This is a genomic window from Campylobacter sp. CFSAN093229 (assembly GCF_011068225.1).
GTDB lineage: Bacteria > Campylobacterota > Campylobacteria > Campylobacterales > Campylobacteraceae > Campylobacter_D > Campylobacter_D jejuni.
In genome coordinates this window covers 125,202-142,948 of record NZ_JAAMXB010000005.1, presented here as the reverse complement: position 1 = coordinate 142,948, position 17,747 = coordinate 125,202, and the positions used below count along the sequence as shown (strand labels likewise).

Annotated in this window: 16 protein-coding genes and 1 pseudogene; all 17 read right to left on the bottom strand. The window is 30.6% G+C overall.

The features are described 5' to 3' along the window. Window positions 1–5: 5 nt before the first annotated feature. A complete protein-coding gene (argS, locus tag FBE93_RS02745) occupies window positions 6–1,598 on the bottom strand; it encodes an arginine--tRNA ligase (protein ID WP_144662241.1) in 1,593 nt (530 codons plus the stop codon). 11 nt (window positions 1,599–1,609) lie between these two features. Continuing rightward, window positions 1,610–1,849, bottom strand: coding sequence for a twin-arginine translocase TatA/TatE family subunit (locus FBE93_RS02740; protein WP_165434158.1), 240 nt, complete (start codon window positions 1,847–1,849; stop codon window positions 1,610–1,612). Window position 1,850: 1 nt separating this feature from the next. Beyond that, on the bottom strand, window positions 1,851–2,474 hold the full coding sequence (gene gmk, locus FBE93_RS02735) for a guanylate kinase (RefSeq protein WP_072225865.1): 624 nt from the start codon (window positions 2,472–2,474) through the stop codon (window positions 1,851–1,853). Continuing rightward, window positions 2,471–4,111, bottom strand: coding sequence for a highly acidic protein (locus tag FBE93_RS02730; protein WP_165434157.1), 1,641 nt, complete (start codon window positions 4,109–4,111; stop codon window positions 2,471–2,473). Before FBE93_RS02730 ends, gmk begins: the two co-directional genes overlap by 4 nt. A gap of 56 nt (window positions 4,112–4,167) precedes the next feature. Continuing rightward, the gene (fliR, locus tag FBE93_RS02725; protein WP_002933873.1) at window positions 4,168–4,935 is read right to left on the bottom strand and encodes a flagellar biosynthetic protein FliR; all 768 of its coding nucleotides are present in this window, start codon (window positions 4,933–4,935) and stop codon (window positions 4,168–4,170) included. After that, window positions 4,922–5,557, bottom strand: a complete 636-nt coding sequence (locus FBE93_RS02720) for an ABC transporter ATP-binding protein (protein WP_002933871.1) — start codon at window positions 5,555–5,557, stop codon at window positions 4,922–4,924. The genes fliR and FBE93_RS02720 overlap by 14 nt, the downstream gene beginning before the upstream one ends. 11 nt (window positions 5,558–5,568) lie before the next feature. Beyond that, window positions 5,569–6,642 (bottom strand): translation elongation factor Ts, encoded by a 1,074-nt coding sequence (gene tsf / locus FBE93_RS02715; RefSeq protein ID WP_002933869.1) that lies wholly within the window; start codon window positions 6,640–6,642, stop codon window positions 5,569–5,571. Beyond that, window positions 6,642–7,433 (bottom strand): 30S ribosomal protein S2, encoded by a 792-nt coding sequence (rpsB, locus tag FBE93_RS02710; protein WP_002933867.1) that lies wholly within the window; start codon window positions 7,431–7,433, stop codon window positions 6,642–6,644. Before rpsB ends, tsf begins: the two co-directional genes overlap by 1 nt. 115 nt (window positions 7,434–7,548) lie before the next feature. After that, on the bottom strand, window positions 7,549–8,712 hold the full coding sequence (locus FBE93_RS02705) for a cyclopropane-fatty-acyl-phospholipid synthase family protein (RefSeq protein WP_002933865.1): 1,164 nt from the start codon (window positions 8,710–8,712) through the stop codon (window positions 7,549–7,551). Window positions 8,713–8,837: 125 nt separating this feature from the next. Continuing rightward, window positions 8,838–9,962, bottom strand: a complete 1,125-nt coding sequence (locus FBE93_RS02700; RefSeq protein WP_002933862.1) for a cytochrome c1 — start codon at window positions 9,960–9,962, stop codon at window positions 8,838–8,840. Continuing rightward, window positions 9,959–11,209, bottom strand: coding sequence for a cytochrome bc complex cytochrome b subunit (locus tag FBE93_RS02695; protein ID WP_002852758.1), 1,251 nt, complete (start codon window positions 11,207–11,209; stop codon window positions 9,959–9,961). Before FBE93_RS02695 ends, FBE93_RS02700 begins: the two co-directional genes overlap by 4 nt. Window position 11,210: 1 nt before the next feature. After that, window positions 11,211–11,714, bottom strand: a complete 504-nt coding sequence (locus tag FBE93_RS02690; RefSeq protein WP_002933860.1) for a ubiquinol-cytochrome c reductase iron-sulfur subunit — start codon at window positions 11,712–11,714, stop codon at window positions 11,211–11,213. A gap of 90 nt (window positions 11,715–11,804) precedes the next feature. Further along, on the bottom strand, window positions 11,805–13,091 hold the full coding sequence (locus tag FBE93_RS02685; protein WP_002933858.1) for an arsenic transporter: 1,287 nt from the start codon (window positions 13,089–13,091) through the stop codon (window positions 11,805–11,807). Next, window positions 13,092–14,951: a tRNA uridine-5-carboxymethylaminomethyl(34) synthesis enzyme MnmG gene (gene mnmG, locus FBE93_RS02680; protein ID WP_002933856.1), complete on the bottom strand. Its 1,860-nt coding sequence runs from the start codon at window positions 14,949–14,951 to the stop codon at window positions 13,092–13,094. Between the two features lie 87 nt (window positions 14,952–15,038). Beyond that, window positions 15,039–15,536, bottom strand: a complete 498-nt coding sequence (cetB, locus tag FBE93_RS02675; RefSeq protein WP_002866200.1) for a bipartate energy taxis response protein CetB — start codon at window positions 15,534–15,536, stop codon at window positions 15,039–15,041. Window positions 15,537–15,553: 17 nt separating this feature from the next. After that, window positions 15,554–16,932, bottom strand: a pseudogene (gene cetA / locus FBE93_RS02670) (bipartate energy taxis response protein CetA). Between the two features lie 100 nt (window positions 16,933–17,032). Beyond that, on the bottom strand, window positions 17,033–17,527 hold the full coding sequence (gene cetC, locus FBE93_RS02665) for an energy taxis response protein CetC (RefSeq protein WP_002866202.1): 495 nt from the start codon (window positions 17,525–17,527) through the stop codon (window positions 17,033–17,035). Window positions 17,528–17,747: the final 220 nt, after the last annotated feature.

Here is a 17,747-nt window from a genome sequence, read left to right as displayed (position 1 = left end):
CTGTTTTAATGTTCCATTTTGTTTTTCGCTTCAATACCCATTAAAGAAAATGCGGTTTTAATACTAAGAGCAACCAAAGAAAATAATTTAAGTAAATCATTTTCATTTGCAGAGCCTACAACTTTATTTTCATTGTAGAATTTATGAAAATTTGCAGCTAAATTTTTAAGATAATCAGGAATTTTTTGCAAAGCTCTAGCCTCAAAAGCATCGTTTAAAATAGCCTTTAAATTCAAAGCTTCAAAAAGCAAATTTACGCCATCTTGATTTAAACTTTGCAAATCAGCTTTCATTACATCATCGATTTTTTTACCAGCTTTAGCAAATACTTGATGAATTCTAGCGTGTGCGTAGTTGATATAATACACAGGATTAGAGCTATCTTCTTTTTGCAAATCACTAATATCAAATTCCAAATGAGTATCGCATTTTTTACTCAAAAAGATATAACGCAAAGCATCACTTCCTATTTCATCAACTACATCGCTCATCAAGATAAAATTTCCTGCTCTTTTGCTCATTTTATAAGGCTCTCCATCTTTAAGCAAGGAAACCATTTGTGCTAAAATAATCTCAAGATTATTAGAGTCAAATCCCAAAAACTCCATCGCAGCTTTCATTCTAGGGATATAACCATGATGATCTGCTCCCCAGATATTAATACACTTTCCATAACCACGACTCATTTTATCTTTATGATAAACAATATCTGCTGCCAAATAAGTCCCGCGTCCATCTTCACGGATAATTACACGATCTTTTTCGTCGCCTTTTTGCGAAGAAGCAAGCCAAATTTTACCTTCTTGCTCATAAATTCCTTTATGCTCTTTTAAAGATTCTAAAGTTGCATTTAAAGCATCATAATACGATCTTTCACTTACATAGTTGTCAATTTTAATCTTTGCTTGTTCTAAATTTTGTTTAATCAAAACAAGCATTTTATCTTTTGCCCAATCAGCCAAACTAGGGATATTTTCTTCGCTAAAAAATTCTTTACCAAATTTTTCAAAAGCTTCTTTTGCCAAATCCGCTATATATTCGCCTTTGTAATATTGCTCTGGATATTCAACATTTTCATGAAGTGTATTTTCTTTCACACTTAGTAAAATAGAAAGCCCTAGTAAATAAATTTGATTACCCGCATCATTGACATAGTATTCTGTATCGAATTTATAGCCCAAATGTCTTGCAAGTCTTGTTAAGGTGTCTCCAAAAACAGCGCCTCTTGCATGTCCTATGTGTAAAGGCCCGGTAGGATTTGCACTCACATATTCAAGCAAAAAACTTTCTTGTTTTTTTTCTCCTTTAGTAAAATCATTTGGATTTGTTAAAGCCTGATTTGCAAGTTCATTTAAAAAAGTTTTGGAAATTCTAAAATTTAAATACCCATTTACAGCTTCAACTGATTCAAAACAATCATGATTTTGAAATTTGCTCGCTAAGTCACTAGCGATCAACATAGGAGATTTTTTTAATTCCTTAGCCAGTGAAAAAGCCAAAGGGGTAGCAAAATGCGCTAAATTTTTATCCTTTGGATTTTCAAGTGCAAAATCACACTCTAAAATCTTTTTAATTTCATTAAAAATAATACTTTTCAAAAGACTAAACCTTAAGCTTTTTTTGTTTCGTCTATACTTGTATCAGCATTTGTATTATTAGTTATGTTTTTGTTTTCTTCTATTTTTTGAGTATTTTTTGCTACTTCATCATCATTATTCATTTCATCTTTAAAAGTTTTAATACCTTTACCTAAACCCTTTGCAAGTTCTGGAATTTTTTTTGCTCCAAAAAGCAATACAACAATCAATAAAATAATCAACCAATGACTTGGACTTGACCAACCACCCATTTTATTCTCCTTCATTCCAAATATTTTGAATTTGCCCTAGATTCTGCCCTTTGGTTCTAAATTTATGGGCGATTAAAATCGCTCGCAATGCTTCATAACTTTGCTTTAACTCATCGTTAATGATAAGATAATCATACTCGCTAAGCTCTTTCATTTCATCACTAGCGTTTTGTAATCTTTTTTCTAGTTGTATTATTGTATCAGTATTTCGCTTAATAAGTCTTTTTTTTAGCTCATCTTTATTTTTTGTAGTAATAAAAACAGAAACAATCTTATCAGCCATTTTTTGTCTGGCTATTTTAAATCCTTGCACATCAATATCAAAAACAACTATTTTTCCATTATCTAAAGCATCTTGAGTGTGCTTTAAAGAAGTACCATAAAAATTTTCATGCACCTTAGCCCATTCTAAAAAATGATCACTATCTATACCTTTTTGAAATTCTTCATGGGATATAAAATGATAATGCACTCCATTTTTTTCACCCTCTCTTGGTTTGCGAGTTGTTGAAGAAATAGAAAAATAAAGCTCATCTTCAAATTCATCAAAAAGTTTTTTTAAAAGAGTTGATTTTCCAGCACCACTAGGACCTGAAATCAACAAAACAAAACCTTGCAATTTCAATCCTCTTTAAAACTAATGTTTATATTTATATTCATATTCATACCCTTAAGAGCAGCTTTTAAGGTATCATCTTTAATACTTGAAGTGATCGCTCCTGCTATGCTTTGGCTAAGCTCATTAACTATCTCTTCGCTATTATCATCTTTAGTTGCATCACTTACTATAGGCTCTTCATTTTTTTCTAAGATTTCCTCTCCAAGAGCTTCTTGTATATCACTTTCTTTCAATGCATCAAAATCACTTATATTTAAATTTGGCACAACCACTTCCTCTTCATTTGTTCCTAATTCTTTATCGTCTAAAATTGGTTCATCTTTAAAATCTTCTAAAACCTTGCTACTATTGTCACTATCAATACCATAATCAAGCTCATCAAGTTGAGCTAGTTCTTCTTTGATTTGATCTTGAGTACTCAAATTTGAAGTAAAATCATCCATTTCATCTTGAACATCTTCTTCCACAACAGGAGCAAACTCCTCTAAAATTTCCTCTGATTCTTTATTATCTTTTGCTTGACCTAAAAATTCAGCATCCTCAGGAAGATCATCAAAATCCATTTCTTTTTCTTGCTCTTCGACCACAGGAAGATCATCAAAGTCGCTTATATTAGCTTGTAATTCTTTGTTATCTTCCAAATCTTCATCATTTTTATCATCTAGCTCATCTAAACTAGACTCAGTATCCAAAACTGTATGTTCTTGGCTTAAGTCTTCTTTTTGGCTTTCGTCATCTTCTAAAGTTAAATCTAAATCAGTTTGAGTATCTTCTTGAGTCTGTTCTTTAGTTGTTTCTTGTTCTAAATTTTCATCTTCTAAATTTTGAGTTTCTAAAGTTTTGTTTGCATTATCATCTTGAGATTCGCTAAGCTCTTCTTGCATTTCTAATGTATTTGTTTTAGAATTGTCTAATAATTCTTGCTTTTCTAATTCTTCATTTTTATCATCTTCTTTGATTTCTAAATCTTCATCATTTCTATCATCTAGCTCATCTAAACTAGGCTCAGTATCCAAAGCTGTATGTTCTTGGCTTAAGTCTTCTTTTTGGCTTTCGTCATCTTCTAAAGTTAAATCTAAATCAGTTTGAGTATCTTCTTGAGTCTGTTCTTTAGTTGTTTCTTGTTCTAAATTTTCATCTTCTAAATTTTGAGTTTCTAAAGTTTTGTTTGCATTATCATTTTGAGCATCATCATCAAAACTCAAATCTTTTATTCCCTCTGAATTTATATCTAAAGAATTTTCATCAGGCAAATCATCCAAATTTAAATTATCTAAATCCAAGCTTATATCAGCATAAGGATTTTCATCATTACTTAACATTGGCAAATCAATAGATGTATGTTTGTTTACATCTTTATTATTAAGTAAATTTAAAAAATCTGTAGGTAAAAAAGGTTTTTGTAAAATTTGCGCATCTATATCTATATTTTGGTTTCGCGGAGCTAAAAAAATCAATCTATCGCATTTTTCTTTAAGAATTTTTAAAGGTGCTGGAGTATCACTATCTACAATAATCACATCATAATTACCCAAATTTTCACTATAAGCATTAAGTTCTTCAAAATCATAAGACATTTTTTTAGCGCTAAGGCTTACAAGTCTTGAAACTACAGGGTTTTCATTTAAAAGTAAAATTTTCATCACTTTAATCCTTAAAAAATAATCACTATTTTACGATAATTTCATTTATCCTTTCCTTAGGAGAAAAAAAGAGTTTGCATATGAGTAAAAAGTTCTAAAATTAAATTTTTAAAATATTGCATCATAACTAGTAAAATAGCAATTAAAACTACAAAACCTAAAGCTATCTTTATAGGATAGCCAATAACTAAAAGATTAAATTGTGGCATTGTTTTCATCAAAAGTCCAAAAATAACATCAGCTAAAAGCGAAATTCCAAGTATGGGAAAACTCATAGTAAAACCTATGATGAAAATATTAAACATACCTATATTTAAATAATGCATTAAATTCTCATGTGGATAAAATCCACCTAAACTGATATAACCTAAAGAATGACTTAAAAACAAAAGCATTAAATGATGGCCATCAAAAGCAAGAAAAAACATCAAAGCAAGCAAATTTAAAATTTGTGCCGTAATAGGCATACTCGTTCCAGAACTTGGATCTAATATACTTGCCATAGTAAACCCCATAGTAAAAGCAATCTGCTCACCTGCCATCATAATAATAGCAAAAATAATTTGAAGCATTAATCCTGCTATCATTCCAAAAATCACTTCACTAATAAGCTGTAAAACAAAAAAACTATCTAAATGCAAAGATTCTAATCTAGCCAAAGGATATAAATACATAGTCAAAAATAAAACTATAGTACTTTTTATCACCATAGGAATAGAATTATGTGAAAAAAAAGGAAAAAAAACTATAAGACCACTCATTCTAGCAAGAAGCAACATAAAAGTTACAACATTTTTATCTCCTAAATAATTAACAAATTCCATTGGCGTTTATAGTATAAGTTTTATCACAAAAACTTGCAAGCTTGCTATCGTGAGTTACAAAAAATAAAGCTGCATCATTTTCTTTAACATAGGAAATTAAAAGCTCGATAACATTTTTAGCATTATCAAAATCCAAATTTCCAGTTGCTTCATCAGCAAAAATAATCTTTGGTTTTTTACAAAGTACGCGCGCGATACTCACACGCTGTTGTTGTCCGCCGCTAAGCTTTCCTATTTTTTGATGTAAAAGCGTATCAATACCTAACCTTTTTAAAATTTTCTCATCTAAATCTTGACCCGATAAAACACTAGCAAGTTCGATATTTTCTAAAGCTGAAAAACCTTTAAAAAGATAATGTGTCTGAAAAATAATACCAAAATCATAACGGCGAATTTTTAATCTTTCGTTTTCATCTATCTGATAAAGACTAGAACCTTTAAAAAAAACTTCACCTTTTTTTGGAGTTAATAAAGAAGAAAGTATATGTAAAAGAGTAGATTTACCACAACCGCTACTCCCTTGAATAGCAATGCAATCTTTAGTATTTAAAGTAAGATTTAAACCCTCAAAAAGCGGATAATCAAAACTATGGCTTAAATTTTCCGCTCTTAAGAGTTCCATTTTAACCGTTTTTAAAGTTGTGCAGCAACTTCAGCCGCAAAATCTTCAGTTTTCTTTTCTAAACCTTCGCCAACTTCAAAGCAAATAAATTCAACAATTTTAATTTTTCCGCCAAATTCTTTTTCTTTTTCGGCAATTACTTGTTCTACAGTTTTTTTATCATCCATTACATAAAACTGACCCATTAAAGTAAGTTTGCTATCGAGTTGAGAATTATCGGCTATAAAGCTATTCATTTTACCTGGGATAATATTGTCCCAAATTTTTTCAGGTTTACCTTGAGCTTTAAGCTCTTCTTTGATTTTTTCTTCAGCTTCTTTTAAAATTGCATCGCTTAATTGTTTGCGACTTGCAAATTGAGGAATTTTATGTTCAGGTTTATTTGGATCTTTAAGTCTGCGTCTTTCTTCATTTTCTTTTTCAAGTTCAGCAACCAAAGCTTTGTATTCATTTTCAACAAAAGTCATATCCAAATCTTCATAACTTAAATAACTTGGTCTCATTGCTGCAATATGCATACAAATTTGTCTTAACAAATCTCTTGATTTTGAAGCCACTTCAGCGCTATCACAAGCTGCAGCAATCACAACACCAACACGGCCATTTGTATGGATATAACCATTTACAACGCCGTTAGCACCTGCTTTTAAAGTTGCAAATCTTCTTACAACTAAGTTTTCTCCTATAGTTGCAATTTGACTTTTTAAATATTCTTCAAATTTTATGCCATTGATTGTGCTTGAATGAAGTTCTTCCACACTTTGCAAGCTATTGCTTTGAATATGAGCTGTAGTATCTTTTGTTAAAGCAATAAACTGATCGTTTTTTGCCACAAAATCCGTTTCAGAATTAATCTCACTTACAGTTGCACTTGTAAAATCATCACTTACTTTTACACTCACTAAACCTTCTGCAGCAAGTCTATCTGCTTTTTTAGCAGCCTTACCTAAACCTTTTTCTCTTAAAAATTGTACTGCTTTATCAAAATCTCCATTAGTTTCACTCAAAGCATTTTTACAATCCATCATCCCCGCGCCTGTACTTTCGCGGAGTTCTTTTACCATTGCAGCAGTAATTTCAGCCATTATTCTTGCTCCTCACCAAAGTCTTCTTCGCTCATCGCTTCATCTAAAACTTCTTTTTTCTCTTCATCGGTAATTTCTTGTTCTTCATTTGCTAAAGCTTCACCATCTTGCTCTCTTAAAGCTTTTCCTTCATTAATCGCTTCAGCCATTTCTTGACAGAAAAGTTGCACTGAACGAATTGCATCATCATTTCCTGGAATAGGATAAGTTACCAAATCAGGATCACAGTTTGTATCTAGTGGAGCTACAACAGGAATTCTTAATCTATTTGCTTCTTGAACAGCAATTTTTTCTTTTACTGTGTCAACAACAAAAATCATATCAGGTTGAGTTTTCATATAACGAATTCCACCTAAATAAGCTAATAATTTTTCTTTTTTTCTTGTAAGCATTAAAGCTTCTTTTTTAGTTAAAAGCTTAATACTTCCATCTTCTTCCATTTTTTCAATTACTTCTAATTTTCTAATTGATTGGCGAATAGTACCAAAATTTGTCATCATACCGCCAAGCCATCTATGATTTACATAAGGCATACCGCATTTTTCAGCGTATTCTTTAATCGCTCCACCTGCTTGTTTTTTTGTTCCAACAAAAAGTATAGTTTTTCCTTCAGCGGCAGCATCACGAACGATATTATAGGTATATCTAAAATATCTTAAAGTTTTTTGTAAATCAATTACATAAATACCTTTTCTCTCGCCAAAAATGAATTTTTTCATCTTTGGATTCCAGCGTCTTGTTTGATGTCCAAAATGCACACCACATTCTAATAAATCTCTCATACTAACCATGAGTTTCTCCTTATAAATTTAGCTTTATTCCTCCACATCCCTTAATTTACACAAGCTAAAAAGGATTGATGTGTGTGAAATGAAGCTAAGATTCTATCAAATTTAAGTTTAGTTTTTACTTATATATGTATTCTTTAGTGAGACTTAAATTATTATTAATTTCCTTTGTGATTAAAAATTGGAACAAATCCACGCTTCCAACACGAAAAGCAGAGGCGCAAGAACGAAGGTATAAATCCCACATTCTTATAAATTCTTCATCATATTTTTCCCTCACCTTGTCCAATACTTTATTAAAATTTTCATCCCATAAATCTAAAGTTTTTGCATAGTGCATTCTTAAACTTTCTGCTAGAAGAAGATGAAAATCCCATTCACTCATAGCACTTACAACCTCTCTTAAAGAAGGCAAATATCCTCCTGGAAAAATATATTTATCTATCCAAGCATTTGTTTTTCCTTCAAACATGGCTAAAATAGAATGTAAAAGCATAGAACCTCCAGGTTTTAAAACTTGTTTTACTTTCATAAAATAAAGTCCTAAATTCTCTTTGCCTACATGTTCAAACATACCCACAGAAACAACTTTATCAAAATAATTTTCAAATTCTAAATCTTGATAATTTTGAAGTCTTATTTCTATTTTATCTTCAAGATCAAGTTCTTTTACTCTTTCCTTGGCTTTTTTACACTGCTCCTCTGAAATAGTAATTCCAACAACTCTAACTCCATACTTTTGAGCCGCCATAATAGAAAGCCAACCCCAGCCACAACCTATATCTAAAAGCTTTTCTCCTTCTTTTAAATCAAGTTTTTTAAGAGTATGTTCTATTTTGTTAATTTGAGCTTCATAAAGAGTATTATTAGGCTCTTTAAAATAAGCGCAAGAATAGCTCATAGTATCATCAAGCCAAAGCTTATAAAAATCATTACCTATATCATAATGACTTTTAATATTTTTACTTTCCTGTTTTTGGGCTATTTTACTCAAGATATCCTCTGTATTTTTTAAAAAACGCTTATTTGAAAAATAATACAAAACTTTAGCTATTTCATCATAATCACCTTCTATTTCTAGTTTAGACTCCATATAATGTTTTGCAAAAACTAAACTCGTATCACTAAATAATTTTAAAAAAGGTATTTTTTCTTTGAAAATTAAAGAAAATTTAGCAGACTGATTACCCACATGAAATTCTTCTTGATCCCAAAATACAATTCTAAAATTTCCATAATTCCATTTTGAAAGAATAAATTTAATCATTTGTTTTTCAAGCATGACATACTCCAATTAATAAGAATTATTATTTGATAGTATCTCTTAATTAGGTTTAAAAATTAATAAAAATGAAGAAAAAATAAGATTTTTGCCATTATCATTAAATAATGGCAAAAAATGTAATATTAATGTAATTTAGACCAAACAGAGCGCTTCCAACCTATAGCAAAAATACTTAAAATTACAAAGAATATCATTACATAAATTCCTGTAGTTTTTCTTTCTTCTTTCTTGCTATCACCTACTTGATCAATATAAGATACAACCTTAGCCTGTGCAGCTTCTGTTAAACCTACTCTTGGCATAGCGGTTCCTGGAAGAAGTTTTTGAGTGTTATTAATAAAATCATGTAAATATTGCTCACCACGAGATCTTATCATCATAGAAAGATCAGGCGGAACAGAACCTAAATAAGTTTTTAAATCATTTTGATTTGATGGAGTAAAAAAGCTATCGTATTTCATATCATGACAACGTCCGCAAGCCTCAATAAAAGTTGCTTTATCTTTAGCAAATTTTATATCTTTTTCCATTAAAGCCACTTTTTGAGCACTATTTTCCATTTTAGCATATTTTGCCTCAACATCTTTCTTAATAGTAGCATCTTCATTGGCTTCAAATTTAACACTCACATCTTTAAGATAAGCAATTACATTGGCTATATTTGCATTTGTAGCTTCTTCACTTTCTCCTGAACTATCTTTATTGTAAGCTGTCATAATAAAAGCATCACCAAATTTATGATCTACTTTTAAAGCAAGCGCAGGATGCATAATCAAAGCTGCTAAAAATTTTTCATCAAAAATAGCACCAGCTGCACTAAGATCAGGTGGTATTACTCCCATAGAAGAATCAGTAATATTAGCTGTTATTCCATCTTCTTTTAGACCATGACATGCAAAACAGTTATTTTCAAAAAATTCTTTACCTTTTTTTGCATCACCCTTAGCAAAATCGATCTTTGCAACATCTGCCCAAAGTATTTCAACCTTGTTTAATTCTTCTTTTGCTTTTTCAAGTTCTTTGTTTGCACTCTCTATTCTTTTAGCGTCTCCTGAAGCTTGCGCATCTTTTAGAGCTAATTCTTTAGCTTCAACTATACCTTTTGCAAAAGTAGTATCTTCTACAGCAAAATCAAAATTTGCAGGAGCAACATGAGGTTTCATTACTGAATGAGCATAAGGCTCTACCCCCCAATATACAAGTGCAGTAAAAACTACTACAACTAAAAATATTTTTATTTCTCTCATTGTTTAGCTCCTTTTCTCTCCATAATAGTAATAACCGGTAAAACTACAATAAGTAAAAGTAAAAATACTATAGAAGCATAAAATCCTACCCAAGCATTTACACCTGTTGGAGGTAATTTTCCATAAACTGTTAAAACAATTAAATCGATAAGCAATATCCAAAACCAAATGAAAAATAAAGGTCTTTCATGAGCCGGTTTTACAACATCACTTCTATCAAGCCAAGGAAGTAAAAAGAAAATCACTTGAGCAATACCAAATGCAGCCAAACCTATATCAAAAGCTTTAATACCTGCAATATCAAAGAAAAATCCTCTTAAAACTTCATAACTCCATAAGAAATACCACTCAGGATAAATATGAGCTGGTGTTTTAAGCGCATTAGCCGGATCAAAATTAATTGGATCCATTGCAAATTCAAATTTAAAACAGACCAAATAAAAGAAGAAAATCATAAAAAAGCTTATATACATAAAATCTTTTGATAAAAATCCTGGCCAAAAAGGAATCACTTTAGAACCCTTTGTGTCACCTGCCATGTACTTTTCAGCCTCTAAGTCAAAGTCAAGTTCTTCAGAAATTTCATTATTAACATGAGGAATTCTTAAAGAATAGAAGTGAAATGCTATAATAGCAATGATAACTATAGGAAGCAAGCACACATGAAGCATAAAAAATCTTGTTAAAGTTGGATCAGAAACCGCATAATCCCCACGAATCCAAATCACAAGCTCAGGGCCAATAAATGGTATCCCTCCAAAAAGATTAGTGATTACTTGGGCTGCCCAATAACTCATTTGTCCCCAAGGAAGCATATACCCACTAAAAGCTTCAGCAGAAAATACAACAAACAAAAGCATACCGCTAACCCAAATCATCTCACGACCTTTCTTATAAGAACCGTAATAAATTCCTGTTAGCATATGTATGTATATAATCAAAAATACAACAGAAGCAGCAACACCATGCATGTGACGCCAAAGCCATCCATAATCCACTTCTTGCATAATAGTCTTATTCACACTATCAAAAGCAAGTGCGGTATCTGGTTTATAATACATTACAAGTAAAAGTCCTGTAACAAAAAGCACTGCAAAAAGAGTGGTTAAAATAACCCCCATTGCCCAAAGAAAGTTAATTTGCTTTGGTATCCAATACTTTACCATTAAAACATCAAGCAGTTTATGTACTGCAAGTCTTTGATCAAGCCAATCTACAAGGCCATTAGCTTTTCTAATTTGTGCCATCTTAAGCCTCCGCTATCATTTTTTTATATTCAGGACCCTCTTCACCTAAAACAAGTTTGGTTCCATCAATTTTAAAAGGAGGAATTTCAAGAGGCTTTGGAGGAGGTCCAAAAACATTCTTTCCACTTGTATCAAATTCTCCACCATGACAGGCACATTTAAACAATTGCTCACTTGGTTGGTAAGCAGGTATACAACCTAAATGCGTACAAAGTCCTATAACCACAGTATAAGCTGCGTTATCTACCACAACATCGCGTTTTGCATCTTTTGGCATACTTGCATCTTTTTTTAATATAAAAATAGGTTTTTTACGCCATTCTAAAGTTCTAAGCTCTCCATCTTGCATTCCTGATAAATCCACTGTAGTAAAACCTGCAGCTTTAACACTTGGAAGCGGGTCCCAAGTTTTTTTCATCGCAACAAGCGAGAAAACACCACCTACAGCAGCTACGCTTCCAAATGCAAAACCCATAAAGCTTCGTCTACTCTCAGATGTAGCCATAACTTGTCCTTTCAATTTTATTTTTTTAACCAAGTTAAAAGTTTATCGAAATTAAAATAAATTTTTTCTTTGTTTAATAAGTTTTGATATTTAGACAATAAGAGTAAAAAAAGAAAAAACAAGCACGGGTAAAGTTATCAAAAAGCCAAATTTACAATACTGCCAAAAAGAAATATTAATGCCTTTTCTAGCCAAAACTCCAAGCCAAAGCAAAGTTGCCAAAGAACCTATTGGCGTAAGTTTTGGGCCTATATTTACTCCTAAAAGATGTGCATAAATCATCAAAGAATCAAAAGAAAAATTCTCAAAATATTCTTTTAATGCCAAATCTCCGATTAAAACCATAGGCAAATTATTAAACACAGAAGATCCAAAAGCCGAAATCAAAGCCACGCCAAAAATTCCACTCTTATCTTGCATCAAAAAAGCATAACTTTTAACCAAAATTTCACTCACACCTATTTTATGTAAAGCAAAAACTACCATATAAAGCCCAAAACTAAAAAGCAAAACTCCATAAGGTGCTTCAAAAAGAATTTTAATACTTTTTTTACCTTGAATTTTTAAAACAATAAGCCAAAAAATTCCCGCCCAAAGCAAAGCAAAAAAACTTATTTTAATATCAAAAATTTCACCTATAAAAAAACTGATCACAAAAAGAAATAAAAATACTATGCAAAGAAAAAACAACTTCGATGAAATTTGCTCTTTTTTAACTAATTTAAATTCAAGCCTTTTAGGCAAAACTCTCACATAAAGCACAAAAACCATAACTATAGTAGAAAGCAAAACAAAAAAATTTGGCAAAAACATATTTTTAGCAAATTCTAAAAATTCTATCTTAAAATAATTTGCTGTAATGATATTGGTTAAATTTGAAATAACCAAAGCGTTTGAACTTGCATCACATAAAAAAGAAAGACTAAGCAAAAAAGAACTTAAAATAAAAGCATGATTTTTACAATCTTTAAGAGTTGAAAATAAAGCTATAATAATAGGTGTAATGATTAAAATCGCTCCATCGTTAGCAAAAAATGCAGAAAGAAAAAAGACAAAAATCAACAAAAATAACATCAATTTTTTTGTGCTGATATAAATTTTTTCTTGATTTTTCTCTCTAGAAAAATACAAAATTTTACTCGCAATAAAATCAAAAAATCCTAAAGCTTCCAAGCTAAAAGAAAGGATAATCAACCCAACTAAAGTTAAAGAACTATCCCAAACCAAAGAAAAAACAAAATAAGCATCTTTAAAATCTACCAATTGAAAAATAAAAACAAAAAAAGCCCCCAAACTAGAAAATACCCAAATAGGTAAATTCCATGGACGCCAAAAAAGTAAAACTAAAGTAGATAAAAAAATAAAAAAAGCAAGCATTTAAGCTTTTTTCTTTTGCATTTTGATATAAATTTGTAAAATATCTAACGCTGCAGGAGTGATTCCACTGATTTGACTTGCAGCAAAAATGGTTGGAGGTTTATGATGATTAAGTTTTTCTACAACCTCATTACTCAAACCACTTACACTTTTAAAATCAAAATTTTCAGGAATTTTAAGCTCGCTAAGATTTTTCATTTTTTCTACTTGGGCTTTTTGCATACTGATATAATGATAATACTTTGCCTCGTTTAAAATTTCTCTTAAAGAATAATTATCCATGGTTTCAAATATAGGGTCAAGTTTTTTTAATTTTTCTATATCAAAACTTGCTCTTGCAACAATTTTTTGAAGATTGACTATAGAAGAAATTTTATCTTCTCCTAAACTCTCTAAAAAAGCATTATTTTGGTTGTTAGGCGTAAATTCTTTAGAAAGTAAAAATTCAAGTCCTTTTTGAAGATTGTTTGCGATATTTTGTATATAAGTAAAATCTTGCTCGCTTAAAAGCCCTAAATCATAGCCATATTTTCCAAGTCTAAGTATAGCATTTTCTTCCCTTAAAAGCAGTCTAAATTCCGCTCTTGAAGTAAACATTCTATAAGGTTCTTTTGTGCCTTTTACTACCAAATCATCGATTAAAACTCCTATATAAGCTTCATCACGCCTTAAAATCAAAGGCTCTTTCATATCTATGCTTAAACTTGCATTGATTCCTGCTATAAAGCCTTGTGCTGCAGCCTCTTCATAACCTGTAGTTCCATTAATCTGTCCTGCACAATAAAGATTTTTAATCTTTTTAAGTTCTAAAGTATGCTTAAGTTCAGTTGGCTCTATATAATCATATTCTATAGCATAACCAAAACGGGTTATTTTAGCATCTTCAAAACCCTTTACAGAACGCAGCATTTGAATTTGTACCTCATAAGGCAAAGAAGTAGAAAAACCGTTGATATAATACTCCGTCGCATCGATAGTTTGAGGTTCTATAAAAAGATGATGACTTTCTTTGTCGCTAAAACGATTGATTTTATCTTCTATAGAAGGACAATACCTTGGTCCTACACCTTCAATCTGTCCTGTAAAAAGCGGAGCACGATAAAAATTATTCTTAATAATCTCATGTGTAGTTGTATTAGTGCGTGCAATATAACAAGGAAGTTGAGTAGGATTGAAATTTCTTGAACGAAAACTAAAAGCTTTAGGATTTACATCACCATCTTGAATTTCAAGTACACTAAAATCAATACTTTTTGCATCCACTCTTGGGCAAGTTCCTGTTTTTAAACGCCCCATTTTCAAACCCAAAGTCTGCAAATAATTGCCTAAATTTACCGAAGCAAGCTCCCCTACCCTTCCTGCTTGAAGTTTATTTTCACCTACATGAATAAGTCCATTTAAAAAAGTTCCTGTTGTTAGGATCACTTTTTTGGCAAAATATGTATTTTCTAAATTTGTTTTTACGCCTTTAACTTCATCATTTTCTACGATTAAAACACTCGCTTGTTCTTGAGAAATTTCTAAATTTGGAAGTTTTAAAAGTTTATTACGTGCAATGATACGGTATTTATCCATATCAATTTGTGCCCTACTTCCTTGAACGGCTACACCCTTACTCTCATTTAAAATGCGAAATTGTATCCCTGCTTCATCGGTGATTTCACCCATAAGACCACCCATGGCATCAAGTTCTTTTACCAAATGCCCTTTAGCAAGCCCTCCTATAGCTGGATTACAACTTGCCGCTCCTATTTGCTCAATCAATGTAGTTAAAAGTAAAGTTTTTTTACCCATTCTAGCAGCAGCAGCACTTGCTTCAACACCTGCATGTCCACCACCTATAACAATGACATCAAACATATTTTGCCTTGAAAAATGTGAATTTTTAAAAGAAAGATTATATAATATTTAGACTTAAAACAAACTCGTTTTAAGTCTAACAAAAATTTATTTAGCTTCTTGAAGAGAGAAGATTAGCTCATTATAAGTTTTATCTGCATCTTTGCAGAAATTTTTAAGCATCTCAACACCCTTATTTAAACCTTGTTGCTGTTCTACTCTTAAAAGATCACTATAAAGGCTTTCTATTGTAGAAATAGCACTTTTATTTGGCATACGACGAACGGAATAATAGCCTATGATATTATTATTAATGTCTATTGATGGGGTTACATTTGCAAAAACCCAGTAGTAATTGTTATCTTTGGTTTTGTTTTTTACGTAAGCAAAAATTTCTTTGCCTTCTTTCATATAATCCCATAAATATTTAAAAACAGTTTTTGGCATTTCTTCATGTCTTACTATGTTATGAGGTTTATTTAAAACTTCACCCATAGTATAACCTGCATACTTTAAAAAATCATCATTTGCATAAACTATTTTACCTTTTAAATCCGTTTTAGAAGTAATTAAACTATCTTCTTGTAAAAAAATTTCTCTTGACATTTTCCCACCCTCTTAATTTATATTTTTAATTTTGCTAAGATCTCAGCACTTCTTTGCTCTAGTGATTTAATATCATTTACAATCGCATCATAAGCTTTTTGATCGATATAATCTTGACTTGATTCTTCTATTGCTTTTTTAGCGTTATCTTTTATAAATTCTTTAGCTAAATTTAACTCAGTTTCAGAACTAAGCTCATTAATAACACCTTGAGCTCTCTCATCTTGACAAAGATTAGAAATTGGATCTACACTTTCAAGATTGAAATTTTGAGCCCCATTTAAATTTAAATATATATTTGATTTATAAAGAATATGATCGATTTTAACCACAGACAAAATCAATCTCTTTGCAAAGGATCCAAAATTAACACCAAGCGCACTACTATTTTCTTCTAGACGTTTAAAAGCTTGAGAAAATTTATTAATTCTTTCTTCAGATTCACTAACAATGTTAAAAACTTGCTCACTGCCACTTTGGATATTTACAAAATCTTGTTGCATAGTCTGAATTGCAATAGAAATTTCACTTGTAGATCTTTGGGTTCTTTCTGCTAACTTTCTAACTTCATCAGCCACAACCGCAAAGCCCCTACCATGCTCTCCTGCACGCGCAGCTTCAATAGCAGCATTTAAAGCTAGAAGATTGGTTTGATCGGCTATATCGCGTATTACTTCAACCACTGAAGTAATATTTTGGGAATTAGCCACAAAAGTTTGCACTGTTTCCTTGCTCGAATTTACAACATCCATTAAAGAACCCATAGCACTTTGCAAAGAATCCACCTCTGAGCCATTTTCTGTAGCTGTATGAGTAATGGCATCAACTGTATCATATACATTTTCATCATACTAATATCTTGATTTAATGAGCTAGAAATTTGAGACATGTCTTTATTTTGATTTCCAAGGCTTAAATCCATTAAAGTTCTTGATAAAGCATTTTTAAAAGTAGATCTTGCTGTCACTTCTATGTTTGCTAAAGCTTTATTTATAAATTCGATATTATGAGCAAAAATTCCTTTTAAACCTTCAGGCAAAGCCTTGCGATAAAATTCACCTTTTTGAGAACAAGAAATAGAAGTATTAATTTCCCTTAAGTAAGCTTCTAGCCCATCAATAGTATTGTTAAGATTATCTGCTATTTCAGCTAATTTTTTGCTTTTTGTTTTTACATAGATGATTCTATTGTCAAAATTACCCTCTTTTAACTCTCTACAAAGAACCAAAAGTTTATCTATCATTATTTGCTCATCTTTGTGTTGTCTAAGCAAATAAATCATTAAAACAGCGATTAAAACAAAAATTATCGCTCCAACATAAATATGAATAAAAATGGCACCTAAAACACCGATAACACTTAGAAAAATAGTTGATAATAATCCATTTTTCATCATAATTTACCCCTTTATTAAAAATTTTTGAAGTCATAAATTAAAGTAATACTTTAATTTTTAGGCGAAAATTATACAATAAAAAAGATTAAATATATCTTATTTAGTTATTTTCTTGTAAGTTAAAAACAAGTTCATTATAAGTCATTTTATAAGAACTTACAATATCCATTAAAGCTGAAACTCCAGCATTAATGCCTGATTTTTGCTCTTTTTCAAGTAAAATTTTATAAACTTCTTCAATTATAGGAAGAGATTTTCTATTAGGCGCACGACGAACAGAATAATAATTGATGATATTTCCATTAGCATTAAATGAAGCGCTTACATTTGCAAAAACCCAGTAAAAACTACCATCCTTAGCTTTATTTTTTACAAATGCAAAAATTTCTTCTCCTTTTTGAATATAATCCCAAAGACATTTAAATACAGTACGTGGCATATCTTCATGTCTTACTATATTATGAGATTTATATAAAAGCTCATCGACTTTATAACCTGCGTATTTTAAAAAATCATTATTGGCATAAATGATATTTCCCTTAAGATCTGTTTTAGAAGTAATTAAAGCATTTTCAGACAAAACTATTTCTTTCATAATTTAAAACATCCCAATAAAACAAATAAATCAAAAATAGAATTATTACCAATAATAAATAACAAAAAGTAAACTGAATTACAAAATTATAAAATTTTCAAAAATATTTTAAATTTTATAATGCAAATAATGAGAAATTTTGTAACATTTATATAAAAAATTGTCATATCATATAAAAGAAAGTATTTCTAGATTTGTTTTTTTGTTAAAATTTACAATA

Bases quoted from the DNA above. Each gene is read 5' to 3' on its own strand.
- cetB (WP_002866200.1), bottom strand. From the start codon at position 15,536: ATGTCAAGAGAAATTTTTTTACAAGAAGATAGTTTAATTACTTCTAAA.
- rpsB (WP_002933867.1), bottom strand. From the start codon at position 7,433: ATGGTTAGTATGAGAGATTTATTAGAATGTGGTGTGCATTTTGGACAT.
- FBE93_RS02720 (WP_002933871.1), bottom strand. From the start codon at position 5,557: ATGGAACTCTTAAGAGCGGAAAATTTAAGCCATAGTTTTGATTATCCG.
- mnmG (WP_002933856.1), bottom strand. From the start codon at position 14,951: ATGTTTGATGTCATTGTTATAGGTGGTGGACATGCAGGTGTTGAAGCA.
- FBE93_RS02705 (WP_002933865.1), bottom strand. From the start codon at position 8,712: ATGCTTGAAAAACAAATGATTAAATTTATTCTTTCAAAATGGAATTAT.
- FBE93_RS02685 (WP_002933858.1), bottom strand. From the start codon at position 13,091: ATGCTTGCTTTTTTTATTTTTTTATCTACTTTAGTTTTACTTTTTTGG.
- cetC (WP_002866202.1), bottom strand. From the start codon at position 17,527: ATGAAAGAAATAGTTTTGTCTGAAAATGCTTTAATTACTTCTAAAACA.
- FBE93_RS02740 (WP_165434158.1), bottom strand. From the start codon at position 1,849: ATGGGTGGTTGGTCAAGTCCAAGTCATTGGTTGATTATTTTATTGATT.
- FBE93_RS02690 (WP_002933860.1), bottom strand. From the start codon at position 11,714: ATGGCTACATCTGAGAGTAGACGAAGCTTTATGGGTTTTGCATTTGGA.
- FBE93_RS02695 (WP_002852758.1), bottom strand. From the start codon at position 11,209: ATGGCACAAATTAGAAAAGCTAATGGCCTTGTAGATTGGCTTGATCAA.
- fliR (WP_002933873.1), bottom strand. From the start codon at position 4,935: ATGGAATTTGTTAATTATTTAGGAGATAAAAATGTTGTAACTTTTATG.
- tsf (WP_002933869.1), bottom strand. From the start codon at position 6,642: ATGGCTGAAATTACTGCTGCAATGGTAAAAGAACTCCGCGAAAGTACA.
- FBE93_RS02730 (WP_165434157.1), bottom strand. From the start codon at position 4,111: ATGAAAATTTTACTTTTAAATGAAAACCCTGTAGTTTCAAGACTTGTA.
- FBE93_RS02700 (WP_002933862.1), bottom strand. From the start codon at position 9,962: ATGAGAGAAATAAAAATATTTTTAGTTGTAGTAGTTTTTACTGCACTT.